Raw genomic sequence first — 12,160 nt, forward strand, 5'->3', positions numbered from 1 at the left:
GATGACGCAGTGTCATCGCGATGGCATAGATCCCGTCGGACAGAACGATCAGGCGTGCCGCGCTCGGCTCGTTCTCGTGGGGGTGCGTCTGTGCCACTGGCTCCGTCATGCCGATGACAGTAGGGCGTTGTGTCCGGGTGGGAACGCATCGGCCAAGGCTTGCTGAAAGCCGGTCCCGGCGCCCCTGGGTGGGCCCGAGTGCCAGGGTGTCGTCAAGGCTCCGGATCAGGAACGGGCGAGGACGCAGAACTCGTGGCCCTCCGGGTCGGCCAGGCATGTCCACGGGACGTCGCCCTGGCCGACGTCGAGGTCGGTGGCGCCGAGGGCCCGCAGCCGGGCCACCTCCGCCGCTTTGTCGTCACCGGGGTCCGGCACCAGGTCGAGATGGACGCGGTCCGGCACGGTCTTCACGCCGGGCGTGCGGAGGAATTCGAGATACGGGCCGACCCCCGTGGCGGAGCGGAACACTGCATGATCGTCCGTCGCCTCGTGCAGGGGCCAGTCGATCGCCTCGGCCCAGAACCGGGCCATGGCCCGCGGATCCTCGCAGTCGACCACCACCGTGGCGATCGGCCCGGTGTCCCGGTAGACCTCCCGAGGCTCCAGCACACAGAACTCGTTGCCCTCCGGGTCGGCGAGGACCGTCCACGGCACATCGCCCTGGCCCACGTCGGCGGGCGTCGCGCCGATCGCCTGGAGGCGCGCGACCAACTCCGCCTGATGGGCCCCAGAGGTGCTGGCGAGATCGATGTGCACCCGGTTCTTCACCGCCGTCTTGGGTTCCGGGACGGCGATGACGTCGACGCACAGGTCGGCCGGGTCCAGCCAGTCGAAGCCGGCGGGCTTGACGCCGGTCACGCCGGGTTCCGAGCTGGACACACCCCAGCCGAGCGCCTCCGCCCAGAACCGGCCGACCGCAGAGTTGTCAACAGCCTTGATGTTCACCTGAACCGGTCGCAGTGCCATGCCGACGATCCTATGGGCGGGCCCGCGGCAACATTCGCGTTGCATAAACGTGCAGCGAAACGTATAGTCATGCCATCGAGGAGGAGGGTTCCATGGCGGTACGTGCGGCGGTGGCGGGAGCGAGTGGGTACGCGGGCGGGGAACTGCTGCGACTGCTTCTGGTGCACCCCGAGGTCGAGATCGGCGCTCTGACCGGCAATTCCAACGCGGGCCAGCGACTGGGTGCGCTCCAGCCGCATCTGCTGCCGCTCGCCGGCCGTGTCCTTGAGGAGACGACCCCGGAGGTGCTCGCCGGTCAGGGCCGGCGGCATGATGTCGTGTTCCTCGCGCTGCCGCACGGACAGTCCGCCGCAGTCGCCGAGCGGCTCGGCCCCGAGGTCCTCGTCGTCGACATGGGCGCCGACTTCCGGCTGAAGGACCCGGCCGACTGGGAGCGGTTCTACGGCTCCGCGCACGCCGGGACCTGGCCGTACGGCCTCCCCGAGCTGCCGGGCGCCCGCACCGTGCTGGAGGGGTCCAAGCGCATCGCGGTACCCGGTTGCTACCCGACGGCCGCCTCCCTGGCGCTCTTCCCGGCGTACGCGGCGGGCCTCGCGGAGAACGAGGCCGTGATCGTCGCCGCCTCCGGGACCTCGGGTGCCGGCAAATCGCCCAAGGCGCACCTCCTCGGCAGCGAGGTGATGGGCTCCATGTCGCCGTACGGCGTCGGCGGCGGCCACCGGCACACCCCCGAGATCATCCAGAACCTCGGCGCCGCAGCGGGCGAGCCCGTCACGGTCTCCTTCACGCCGACCCTCGCCCCGATGCCCCGCGGCATCCTCGCCACGTGCAGCGCCAAGGCGAAGCCGGGCGTCACCGCGGAGTCCGTACGGGCCGTATACGAGAAGGCGTACGCGGACGAGCCGTTCGTGCACCTGCTGCCGGAGGGGCAGTGGCCCGCGACGGCGTCTGTCTACGGTTCCAACGCCGTCCAGGTACAGGTCGCCCTCGATGCCGCCGCACACCGCATCATCGCGATCAGCGCCATCGACAACCTCACCAAGGGCACCGCGGGCGGTGCCGTCCAGAGCATGAACATCGCCCTCGGGCTTCCCGAGGACATGGGTCTTTCCACGATCGGAGTCGCACCGTGAGCGTCACCGCTGCCAAGGGCTTCACCGCCTCCGGCATCGCAGCAGGCATCAAGGAGAACGGCAACCCCGACCTGGCCCTCGTGGTCAACAACGGGCCCCGTCCGGCCGCCGCGGGCGTCTTCACCTCCAACCGTGTGAAGGCCGCGCCGGTGCTCTGGTCGGAGCAGGTCCTCAAGGGCGGCCGGGTGACCGCGGTGATCCTCAACTCCGGTGGCGCCAACGCCTGTACGGGACCCAAGGGCTTCCAGGACACGCATGCCACCGCCGAGAAGGTGGCCGACACCCTCGGGCTCAACGCGGCCGAGGTCGCCGTCGCCTCCACCGGCCTCATCGGCCTGCTGCTCCCGATGGACAAGCTGCTCAAGGGAGTCGAGACGGCGGCCACGTCCCTGAGCGAGCACGGCGGCGAGAAGGCCGCCATCGCCATCAAGACCACCGACAGCGTCCACAAGACCTCCGTGGTCACCGGCGACGGCTGGACCGTCGGCGGCATGGCCAAGGGCGCCGGCATGCTCGCCCCCGGCCTCGCCACCATGCTCGTGGTCCTGACGACGGACGCCGACGTGGAGAGCGACGTACTGGACCGCGCCCTGCGCGCCGCCACCCGCACCACCTTCGACCGCGTCGACTCCGACGGCTGCATGTCGACCAACGACACCGTGCTGCTGCTGGCCTCCGGGGCGTCCGAAGTCACCCCGGAACAGGGCGAGTTCGCGGAGGCCGTACGGAAGGTCTGCGACGACCTCGGACAGCAGCTCATCCGGGACGCCGAGGGCGCGAGCAAGGACATCAAGGTCGAGGTGGTGAACGCCGCGACCGAGGACGACGCCGTCGAGGTGGGCCGCTCCATCGCCCGCAACAACCTCCTCAAGTGCGCGATCCACGGCGAGGACCCCAACTGGGGCCGCGTGCTCTCGGCGATCGGCACCACGAAAGCCGCCTTCGAGCCCGATCAACTCAACGTCGCCATCAACGGCGTCTGGGTCTGCAGGAACGGCGGTGTGGGCGAGGACCGCGACCTGGTCGACATGCGCTACCGCGAGGTCCACATCGTCGCCGACCTCGCCGCAGGCGAGGAGACCGCCACGATCTGGACCAACGACCTCACCGCGGACTACGTCCACGAGAACAGCGCCTACAGCTCATGAGCAACATGACGCGGAAACACACCGCACTCCCCAAGGCCCAGATCCTCATCGAGGCGCTGCCCTGGCTGACCCGGCACCGCGGCAAGACCGTCGTCGTCAAGTTCGGCGGCAACGCCATGATCGACGAGGACCTGAAGGCCGCCTTCGCACAGGACATCGTCTTCCTGCACCACGCCGGCCTCAAGCCCGTCGTCGTGCACGGCGGCGGCCCGCAGATCAGTGCCGCCCTCGACAAGCACGGCATCGTCAGCGAGTTCAAGGCGGGCCTGCGGGTCACCACCGAGGACGCGATGGACGTCGTACGCATGGTGCTTGCCGGGCAGGTGCAGCGTGAGCTGGTCGGGCTGCTCAACCAGCACGGGCCGCTCGCCGTCGGCATGACCGGCGAGGACGCGCACACCATCACCGCCACCAAGCACCGGCCCGTGATCGACGGCGAGTTGGTCGACATCGGCCGGGTCGGCGAGATCACCGCGATCGACACGGGTGCCATCGAGGCACTGCTCTCCGACGGCCGTATCCCGGTCGTCTCCTCGATCGCCCGCTCCCAGGACGACGGACATGTCTACAACGTCAATGCTGATACGGCGGCTGCGGCACTCGCTGCGGCGCTGGGTGCCGAAACCCTGATGGTCCTCACCGACGTCGAGGGCCTCTACGAGGACTGGCCCAACAGCGACGAGGTGATCAGCCGCCTCACCGCCACCCAACTGGAGAAGCTGCTGCCCGAGTTGGCCAGCGGCATGGTGCCGAAGATGGAGGGCTGTCTGCACGCCGTACGCAATGGCGTCACCACGGCCAGGGTCATCGACGGCCGGGTCCAGCACTCGATTCTGCTGGAGATCTTCACCGACGAGGGGATCGGCACGATGGTCGTGCCGGACGAGACCACCGAGGGGGACGCATGACAGGGACCGCGACCAACGCAGAGCTCACCCAGCGCTGGCAGGGCTCGCTGATGGACAACTACGGCACCCCGCGGCTGCCCCTCGTGCGCGGCGAGGGCACCCGGCTGTGGGACGCCGACGGCAAGGAGTACCTCGACTTCGTCGGCGGCATCGCGGTCAACGCGCTCGGGCACGCCCACCCGGCGATCGTCGAGGCGGTCAGCAAGCAGATCGGCTCGCTCGGCCATGTCTCCAACCTGTTCGTCGCCGAGCCGCCCGTCGCGCTCGCCGAACGGCTGCTCCAGCTCTTCGGTCGGGACGGCCGGGTGTACTTCTGCAACTCGGGCGCCGAGGCCGTCGAGAGCGCCTTCAAGATCGGACGGCTGACCGGCCGCAAGCACATGGTGGCGACCCACGGCGGCTTCCACGGCCGGACCATGGGCGCCCTCGCGCTCACCGGCCAGCCCGGCAAGCGGGACCCGTTCCTGCCGCTGCCCGGTGACGTCACCCATGTTCCGTACGGCGACCCGCAGGCCCTCGCCGCAGCGGTCACCGAGGACACCGCACTGGTGATCATCGAACCGGTGCAGGGCGAGAAGGGCGTGGTCGTGCCCCCGGCCGGCTATCTGAAGGCCGCCCGCGCGATCACCGCCGCGACCGGCGCGCTCCTCGTCCTGGACGAGGTACAGACCGGAATCGGCCGGACCGGACACTGGTTCGAGTACCAGGCGCACGAGGGTGTCCTGCCGGACGTGGTCACGCTGGCGAAGGGGCTCGGCGGCGGGCTGCCGCTCGGCGCTACCGTCGCCTTCGGCCGGGCCGCCGAGCTGCTGAAGCCGGGCCACCACGGCACGACCTTCGGCGGCAACCCGGTCGTCTGCGCCGCCGGACTCGCCGTACTCGACACGATCGCGTCCGAGGGGCTCCTCGAGAACGTGAAGCGCACGGGCGAGAAACTGCGGGACGGAATCGAGTCACTCGGGCATCCGTTGATCGACCATGTCCGGGGTGCGGGCCTGCTCCTGGGTATCGTGCTCACCGAGCCGCTCGCACCGCAGGTGCAACAGGCGGCTCAGGATGCCGGTCTCCTGGTCAACGCGCCCGCCCCCGATGTCGTACGGCTGATGCCGCCGCTGAACCTCGGCGATGACGAAGTGGACGCGTTTCTCCAGGCTCTCCCTGGTGTCCTCGACGCGGTCGACGGGGAAGGACGAACCGGGGAATGAGACGACGATGAGTCAGGCGCAGGACCACGAGCACGCAGGGCCTGCCGTACCGCAGACCCGCACCGCACGCCACCGCCGGATCGTGGACATCCTCAACCGGCAACCGGTGCGTTCGCAGAGCCAGCTGGCGAAGCTGCTCGCCGACGACGGGCTGCACGTCACGCAGGCGACGCTCTCCCGGGATCTGGACGAGCTGAACGCGGTGAAGATCCGCAACAACGACGGCGACCTCATCTATGCGGTACCGAGTGAGGGCGGTTTCCGTACGCCGCGCGTGCCGCTGGGGGAGTCGGCGAAGGAGGAGCGGATGCGGCGGTTGTCCGCGGAGCTGCTGATCTCCGCGGAGGCTTCCGCGAACCTCGTGGTGCTGCGTACCCCGCCGGGGGCGGCGCAGTTCCTTGCCTCGGCCATCGACCAGGCCGAGCTGCAGGACATTCTCGGCACGATCGCCGGGGACGACACCTTGCTGCTGATCAGCCGGGAGCCTGCCGGGGGGCAGGCGTTGGCCGATCACCTTTTGCGTTTGGCTCAGAACACCCATTGAGGTGTACGGGAATGGAGGCGCGGCCCGGTCTCGGGGCCGCGCCTGATCGTGCTTCCCCGTGCCCCTGACGGGGCGATCCAGTCACCCGAGTCGTCGAGCGAGCCCGCCCGTACACCTGACCTCGTCCCCCGCGGTGATGAGCAGGGCATCCACGTCCGGGAGTGACTCCAGCCAGTCCAGTGCCTGGCGTGAGCCCATCGCGAAGGCCGCCGTCGCCCAGGCGTCCGCCCAGGTCAGACTGGGGCCCACCACCGTCACGGCGACCAGGTCGGTGACCGCGGACTTGCCGGTGCGCGGGTCGACGATGTGCGCACCGCGCTCGGCGGTGCCGGAGGTGGCCACGGCCAGTTCGTCGGCGCCGGCGGCGGAGACCACGGCCGCCAGGGAACCCGGGCGGAGCGGATCCGCCACGCCGACCCGCCACGGCCGCTGCGGTCCGGGCACGCCGCACAGCTGGACGTCGCCACCGCCGTTCACGCTGACCCCGCTCGCCCCGGCCGCGGCGAGGAGCCGGGCCACGCGCTCGGTCGACCAGCCCTTCACCAGACCCGTCGGGTCCAGCTGTCCCTCGTACGTCGTACTGAACCAGCCCTCGCTGAGCCGCTCCGCCTCGACACACAGGTCGAGCACCTCGGCGACCTCCGGATCGCACTCGGCGACCGTCAGCTCACCGCGCGCCAGCCGCGAGATCTGGCTGTCCTGGCGGTAGGTGCTGAACACCTCGTCCACCCGGCGGAGTTGGGCGACCGCCGCCTCCAACGCGGCCTGGACGGCGGCTGGTTCACCGCCGCGCACGTCGAACGAGAAGACGGTGCCCATGACCTCCTCGACGTGGCGCAGCGCGGGCAGGGCCTCCGCCGGGTCAGGCACCGGCCTTGTCCAGTGCGGACTGGAGGGACTTCTTGTATCCGGCGCTGGTGTAGGTGGCTCCGGAGACCGCGTCGATGTCGGCGCTTTGGGTGGCTGCGGCCGCTTGGTTGAGCTTCGGTACGGCATTGCTGGTCACCTCCGTGCTCTGTCCCCCGCTGGGTGCCTGGATGGCCTCGGCCTTGGAGATCGATGTGCCGTTCAGGGTGAGGCGGACCTGGACGGGCCCGTACTGGGTCTGGACGACATCGCCGTCGACGGTCTGGCCGTCGGGGGCGGGCGCCGCGGCTGCCGCGGACGACGCGGCCGGCTGGGACGGCGATGCCGCCGGCGCGGCCGGTGCGCTCTTGGCGGCCTGGTCGAGGGCCGACTGGAGGGACTTCTTGTATCCGGCGCTGGTGTAGGTGGCACCGGAGACGGCGTCGATGTCGGCGGTGCCCGCGGCGACGGCCGCCTGGTTGAGTTTCGGTACGGCGTCCTCGGTGACCGTGGTGCTCTGGCCGCCGCTGGGCGCCTGGACCGCCTCGGCCTTGGTGATCTTGTCGCCGCTGAGGGTGAGACGGACCTGGACAGGCCCGTACTGGGTGTCGGCCACGCTTCCGGTGACCGTACGCGTTCCGGAGGACGACTGGTCCGAGCTGCCGCCCTGCGGCGACTCCTGCCCGGCCACCGTCGCCTGGGCAGCCGCTCCGCCCTGCGCCGAAGCGGAGGCCGGGTCGGACCCGGGCTTCAGAGACAGCAGCAGGACGATCCCGGACACGGTGGCGGCGCTGGCGAGCACGACACGCCTGAGGGGGTGGCTCTTCTTCATCGCTCCTGACTCCCGTCGCTCACATCTGGAACGACTCGTGATGGATACGGCGGGCGGGGACTCCCGCGCCGCGCAGTGCTTCGTACACCTGCTGCGCGAAGCCGGGCGGCCCGCACATGAAGACGTCATGGCTCTCGATGTCCGGCAGCTTGCGGCGCAGGCTGTCCGCCGAGATGTCCGGGCGCTCCCCTTCGGGGCTGTTCACCGCGTACATCAGGCGGGCCCCGCGCTCCTTGGAGATGGCCGCCAGCTCGTCCCACAGGGCCAGATCCTGGGTGCTGTTGGCCCGGTAGAGCAGCGTCAGGTCACCGGAGGAGCCCGGGAGTGTCTCGAACAGCGCCCGCATCGGCGTGATGCCGACGCCGCCGGCCACCAGCAGAACCTTTCCGCGGCTGCGCTTGGACGCCGTCAGCGCGCCGTACGGGCCCTCGGCCCAGACCCGGGTGCCGGGCTCCAGCTCGCGCAGCGCGGCGCTGTGGTCGCCGATCGCCTTCACGGTGATGCGCAGCATGGTGGGGCGGGGGGCCGCCGACAGCGAGTACGGGTGGGAGCTGAGCCGCATCCCCGGTGCCATGAAGCGCCAGCGGAAGAACTGCCCGGCCTCGGCACCCATCCGGTGCAGCTTCCGCCCGCTGATCAGCACCGACACGATCCCCGGCGCCTCCTCGATCACGGCCTCGACCCGCATCCGGTGCCGCATGTTCAGCCGGACCGGCACGATCATCCGGTACCAGATCATCAGCGCGGTCACCGTCCCGTACAGCGCGTACCAGGCCGTCGTCGCGGCGGGCTGGACGGCGAAGTCGTTGCCGGTGGAGAGCTGGTGCCAGAACGACAGGTACACGGCGGCGTAGGTGAGCAGATGGATGTGGTACCAGGTGTCGTACGGCATCCTGCGGCGTACCGGGCCGATGGAGAGCAGGCCGATGAGGAACAACAGGCCGGTGCCGATGGCGGCCTTGCCCATGTCGGGCAGTTGGTTGACCGAGTCGATGGTCTGCTGGACGATGTCGCCGAAGGTCCGGCCGGACTGGAGTGCGTAGCCGTACATCGTCAGCACGAGATGGGCGACGACCAGAGAGATCGTGTAGCGGCCGCTCATCGCATGCCAGCGGGCCACCCGGTCGGAACCCACCCGGCGCTCCAGGGCGGGCACCCGGGCCATCTGCAGCACCACGAGGGCCATGAAGTACCCGGCCAACAGTCCTGTGATCCGGCCCGCGTTGATCATCCGGCTGGTGTGGTCCGCGATGGACGGCGTGTTGCTCCACCACAGCCAGATGACCCCGGCCGCACCCGCCCAGACAGCGAGCAGCAGCAGGACGGCGGGGGAGCGGCGAGGGCGGATACGGCGCATGGTCTGGCGCCGCGCGGCGCGGCCACCGGCGATCGTGGACACGGTTCCTCCGTGGTCGTCCGTGGGGACGGGGAAAGGGGAGGGGCCCCCTTGGCCCACAGGTACGTGACAGGACCGCGGAGTGTTCAATTGCCCGCGGAGTCCAACGCGGACTGGAGGGACTGGCGGTAACCGTCGCTCGTGTAAGTGGCACCGGACACCGTGTCGACGTTGGCGCTCTGCGCGGCGAGCGCCTCCCTTTTGAGCTGAGGGATCGCGTAGCTGTTGATCTGCTGGTCCCTCGGGTTGTCCTGGGGATAGGTGACGGCCGTGACGTCGGTGATCTTGCCGCTCTTCAGGGTGACGCGGACCTGCACCGGTCCGTAGCGGGTCTGCACGGTGGTGCCGGTGAGCGTCCCGGTGGTGGTCCCGGTGCCGGGGCTGCTGCTCCCGGTCGAGCTCGTGCCGCTGGTGGAGGGCAGGGCGACGGCCGGCGTGCTGTGCGGCTTCAGCGACAGCAGCAGTACGACACTGGAGACGGTGGCGGCGGTCGCCAGCACGACGCGGCGCAGCGGGCGGTTCCGGTTCAGGGCGTGCACGGGGTCCTCGCAACTCTCCTGCGCTTCATGGGATCTACGGTGCGCACAGCTCTTCTGCGCTTCACGGGATCTACGGTGCTCACAGCTCGAACGACTCGTGGTGGATGCGGCGGTCAGGGACTCCTGCCGCGCGCAACGCCCGGTACACGTCCCGTGCGAAGGCGTCGGGCCCGCACACGTACACGTCGTGCGCGCCGACATCGGAGACGGCCGCACGCAGCGTCTGGGCCGTGAAGGGCGGCCGGGAGCCGTCCGCGCCGTTGAGCGCGTACACCACGCGTGCCCCGCGCCACCGGGCGATGGCCTCCAACTCGGCGCCCAGTGCGAGGTCTTCGGCCGTCCGTGCCCGGTAGAGCAGCGTGACCTGACCCGGCAGCGTCTCGAACAGGGCCCGCAGCGGAGTGATGCCGACCCCGGCCGCGATCAGGAGCACCTTGTGCGAGCTGCGTCGGTCCGCGGTCAGTGAGCCGTACGGGCCCTCCGCCCACACCCGTGTTCCGGGACGCAGGAGCGGGACGGACGCGCTGTGGCCGCCGAGCGCCTTGACCGTGATGCGCAGCAGGTCAGGTCGGGGCGGCGCCGACAGCGAGTACGGGGAGGAGGTCCAGCGCATTCCGTCCGCGAGGAATCGCCAGCGGAAGAAGTGCCCCGGCTGCGCCCGGAGTTCATCGATGTGCCGCCCGCGTACGACGACGGAGAACACGTCGGACGTCTCTTGGTGCACCGACTCCACCCGCAGCCGGTGGCGCAGATTGAGCCGGACCGGGGTGAGGATCCGGAACCAGACAACCAGCGCCGCGGCGCCCAGATACAGCGCGTACCAGGCGGCCTGCGCAAGGGAGTTGCCCGTGAAGTCGGCACCCAGCGCGAGCTGATGGCCGAAGGCGAGGAAGAGGGCGGCGTACGTCAGCAGGTGCACGTAGTACCAGAACTCGTGGCTCACCCGGCGCCGTACCGCACGCGCGGACAGGATCCCGACGGCGACCAGGATCAGCGTGCCCGCCGTGGCCTTGAGCATCTCCGGGTAGGTGAGGACGACGGTCGTCAGCTCGTGCACGATCCCGCTGCCGTCCTGGGCGGCGTACCCGAACAGGATCAGCGTGACGTGCGCGACCAGCAGGCAGATCGTGTACCGCCCCGCCATGGCGTGCCAGCGGGCCACCCGGTCCGAGCCGATCCGCCGCTCCAGGAGCGGGACCCGGGCCATCAGAGCGACGAGCACCGCACAGCCGTAGCCGCACAGCAGCCCGGCGATCCGCCCGGCGTCGGTCAGCCAGCCCGCCGCTCCGACCACCGAACGGGTGTCCGCCCACCACAGCGCGACCACGGCGAGCGCACCGGCCCAGAGCAGCGCCAGCAGCGGCCCGGCCGGGGAACGGCGTGCCCCCAGCGGCACGGCAGGCGCCGCACGCTGTTCGTACACGGTGGTCATGTGCTCGTCCTTTCGGCTGTCCGGGAGGCAACTGTGCGGTCCGCACCTCTGAGCGGGCTCTGAGCGGGCGGCGTGTGCGGTCCGCATCTCCGAGCGGGCGGCCTACGAGGGGTGCGTACACCTGGGTGACCCGCCGCGAGCCGTGTCGGTGCACTCAGAGGAAACTCAGAGCTTGACCGGGCGGCCCCGTAGCCGACGAGGGGCGATGCTGTGAGAAGCCATGAACAGATTCCGCTCCGGCCGCCCCGAGCTCACCCGCCCCGACGGCACCCCCGTCCGCGTCCTCGTCGTCGACGACGACCCGGACCTGGCCGAGGTCCTCTCCGGCGCCCTGCGCTACGAGGGCTGGGAGGTACGGACGGCGGGCGACGGGGCAGCGGCCGTCACCGAGGCGCGCGGTCTGCTGCCCGACGCCGTCATCCTCGACGTCATGCTCCCGGACACCGACGGCTTCGCCGTACTGCGCGATCTGCACGCCGTGAAGCCCGACGTCTGCGTCCTGTTCCTCACCGCACGGGACGCCGTCGAGGACCGCATCACCGGCATCACCGCGGGCGGCGACGACTATGTGACGAAGCCGTTCAGCCTGGAGGAGGTTGTCGCCCGGCTGCGCGGCCTGCTGCGCCGCGCGGGCATGGCCCGCCAGCTGGACGAGGGACCACGGCTCGTCGTCGGCGACCTCGTGATGGACGAGGAGGCCCGCGAGGTGGCCCGCGGCGGCGAACTGATCGAACTGTCGCCGACCGAGTTCGAACTGCTGCGCTATCTGATGCGCAACCCGCGCAGGGTGCTCAGCAAGGCCCAGATCCTCGACCGCGTCTGGTCGTACGACTTCGGCGGCCAGGCCCATGTCGTGGAGCTCTACATCTCCTATCTGCGCAAGAAGGTGGACTCGGGCCGCGAGCCCATGATCCATACGGTGCGGGGCGCGGGGTACGTCCTCAAACCGGTCGTGGGCCGGTGAGGGCGCGGTGGGCGGGGGTGCGGGGGCCGGTGGCTCGGCTGCGAGCGGGCCGGCTGCGAGCGGGCCGGCTGCGAGCGGGCTGGTTCCCAGGGAGCTGGGCGCGCGGGCTTCGGCTGCGTGGCGGGCGTCTCCGAGAGGGTGGGATGCGAGGGCTTCGGCTGCGCGTGGGCCGTCTGCGCGAGGGTGGGACGAGAGGCCTTCGGCTGCGTGGCGGGCGCCTGCGAGAGGGTGGGATGCGAGGGCTTCG

Annotated in this window: 12 protein-coding genes; 6 read left to right on the top strand and 6 right to left on the bottom strand. The window is 70.6% G+C overall.

The window, feature by feature from the left end:
- Positions 1-225: 225 nt before the first annotated feature.
- The gene (locus ACFWP7_RS12270; RefSeq protein ID WP_384380131.1) at positions 226-966 is read right to left on the bottom strand and encodes a VOC family protein; all 741 of its coding nucleotides are present in this window, start codon (positions 964-966) and stop codon (positions 226-228) included.
- 92 nt (positions 967-1,058) lie between these two features.
- Here ACFWP7_RS12270 and argC point away from each other — a divergent pair, with 92 nt between their 5' ends.
- Genes argC through ACFWP7_RS12295 form a run of 5 tightly spaced genes read left to right on the top strand, consistent with a single transcriptional unit; the run spans position 1,059 to position 5,904 of the window.
- Entirely contained in the window at positions 1,059-2,099 is a 1,041-nt protein-coding gene (gene argC / locus ACFWP7_RS12275; protein ID WP_384380134.1) for an N-acetyl-gamma-glutamyl-phosphate reductase, read from the top strand.
- A complete protein-coding gene (gene argJ, locus ACFWP7_RS12280) occupies positions 2,096-3,247 on the top strand; it encodes a bifunctional glutamate N-acetyltransferase/amino-acid acetyltransferase ArgJ (protein ID WP_384380137.1) in 1,152 nt (383 codons plus the stop codon). Before argC ends, argJ begins: the two co-directional genes overlap by 4 nt.
- On the top strand, positions 3,244-4,155 hold the full coding sequence (gene argB, locus ACFWP7_RS12285) for an acetylglutamate kinase (RefSeq protein ID WP_384380140.1): 912 nt from the start codon (positions 3,244-3,246) through the stop codon (positions 4,153-4,155). Before argJ ends, argB begins: the two co-directional genes overlap by 4 nt.
- Positions 4,152-5,360, top strand: coding sequence for an acetylornithine transaminase (locus tag ACFWP7_RS12290; RefSeq protein WP_384380143.1), 1,209 nt, complete (start codon positions 4,152-4,154; stop codon positions 5,358-5,360). Before argB ends, ACFWP7_RS12290 begins: the two co-directional genes overlap by 4 nt.
- 7 nt (positions 5,361-5,367) lie before the next feature.
- Complete coding sequence (locus ACFWP7_RS12295; protein WP_384380146.1) at positions 5,368-5,904, top strand: arginine repressor; 537 nt, start codon at positions 5,368-5,370, stop codon at positions 5,902-5,904.
- A gap of 81 nt (positions 5,905-5,985) precedes the next feature.
- Here ACFWP7_RS12295 and ACFWP7_RS12300 read toward each other — a convergent pair whose 3' ends face one another.
- The 5 genes from ACFWP7_RS12300 to ACFWP7_RS12320 form a co-directional block, all read right to left on the bottom strand.
- Complete coding sequence (locus ACFWP7_RS12300) at positions 5,986-6,723, bottom strand: FAD:protein FMN transferase (RefSeq protein ID WP_384380257.1); 738 nt, start codon at positions 6,721-6,723, stop codon at positions 5,986-5,988.
- 43 nt (positions 6,724-6,766) lie between these two features.
- Entirely contained in the window at positions 6,767-7,582 is an 816-nt protein-coding gene (locus tag ACFWP7_RS12305; protein ID WP_384380149.1) for an FMN-binding protein, read from the bottom strand.
- A gap of 19 nt (positions 7,583-7,601) precedes the next feature.
- Positions 7,602-8,939 carry a ferric reductase-like transmembrane domain-containing protein gene (locus tag ACFWP7_RS12310; RefSeq protein WP_384380260.1) on the bottom strand — a complete coding sequence of 446 codons (1,338 nt, stop codon included), beginning with the start codon at positions 8,937-8,939 and terminating at the stop codon, positions 7,602-7,604.
- A 125-nt stretch (positions 8,940-9,064) separates the two neighbouring features.
- A complete protein-coding gene (locus ACFWP7_RS12315; protein ID WP_384380152.1) occupies positions 9,065-9,517 on the bottom strand; it encodes an FMN-binding protein in 453 nt (150 codons plus the stop codon).
- Between the two features lie 79 nt (positions 9,518-9,596).
- Positions 9,597-10,949 (bottom strand): ferric reductase-like transmembrane domain-containing protein, encoded by a 1,353-nt coding sequence (locus ACFWP7_RS12320; protein WP_384380155.1) that lies wholly within the window; start codon positions 10,947-10,949, stop codon positions 9,597-9,599.
- A 220-nt stretch (positions 10,950-11,169) separates the two neighbouring features.
- Between ACFWP7_RS12320 and ACFWP7_RS12325 the strand changes: the two genes are divergently transcribed.
- Entirely contained in the window at positions 11,170-11,913 is a 744-nt protein-coding gene (locus ACFWP7_RS12325) for a response regulator transcription factor (RefSeq protein ID WP_384380158.1), read from the top strand.
- Positions 11,914-12,160: the final 247 nt, after the last annotated feature.

This window comes from Streptomyces sp. NPDC058470, from assembly GCF_042721055.1.
GTDB lineage: Bacteria > Actinomycetota > Actinomycetes > Streptomycetales > Streptomycetaceae > Streptomyces.

Excerpts from the sequence above, each read along its gene's own strand:
- ACFWP7_RS12300 (WP_384380257.1), bottom strand. The coding sequence starts at position 6,723 with ATGGGCACCGTCTTCTCGTTCGACGTGCGCGGCGGTGAACCAGCCGCC.
- ACFWP7_RS12320 (WP_384380155.1), bottom strand. The coding sequence starts at position 10,949 with ATGACCACCGTGTACGAACAGCGTGCGGCGCCTGCCGTGCCGCTGGGG.
- ACFWP7_RS12270 (WP_384380131.1), bottom strand. The coding sequence starts at position 966 with ATGGCACTGCGACCGGTTCAGGTGAACATCAAGGCTGTTGACAACTCT.
- ACFWP7_RS12310 (WP_384380260.1), bottom strand. The coding sequence starts at position 8,939 with ATGCGCCGTATCCGCCCTCGCCGCTCCCCCGCCGTCCTGCTGCTGCTC.
- ACFWP7_RS12305 (WP_384380149.1), bottom strand. The coding sequence starts at position 7,582 with ATGAAGAAGAGCCACCCCCTCAGGCGTGTCGTGCTCGCCAGCGCCGCC.
- argB (WP_384380140.1), top strand. The coding sequence starts at position 3,244 with ATGAGCAACATGACGCGGAAACACACCGCACTCCCCAAGGCCCAGATC.
- argC (WP_384380134.1), top strand. The coding sequence starts at position 1,059 with ATGGCGGTACGTGCGGCGGTGGCGGGAGCGAGTGGGTACGCGGGCGGG.
- ACFWP7_RS12325 (WP_384380158.1), top strand. The coding sequence starts at position 11,170 with ATGAACAGATTCCGCTCCGGCCGCCCCGAGCTCACCCGCCCCGACGGC.
- ACFWP7_RS12295 (WP_384380146.1), top strand. The coding sequence starts at position 5,368 with ATGAGTCAGGCGCAGGACCACGAGCACGCAGGGCCTGCCGTACCGCAG.
- ACFWP7_RS12290 (WP_384380143.1), top strand. The coding sequence starts at position 4,152 with ATGACAGGGACCGCGACCAACGCAGAGCTCACCCAGCGCTGGCAGGGC.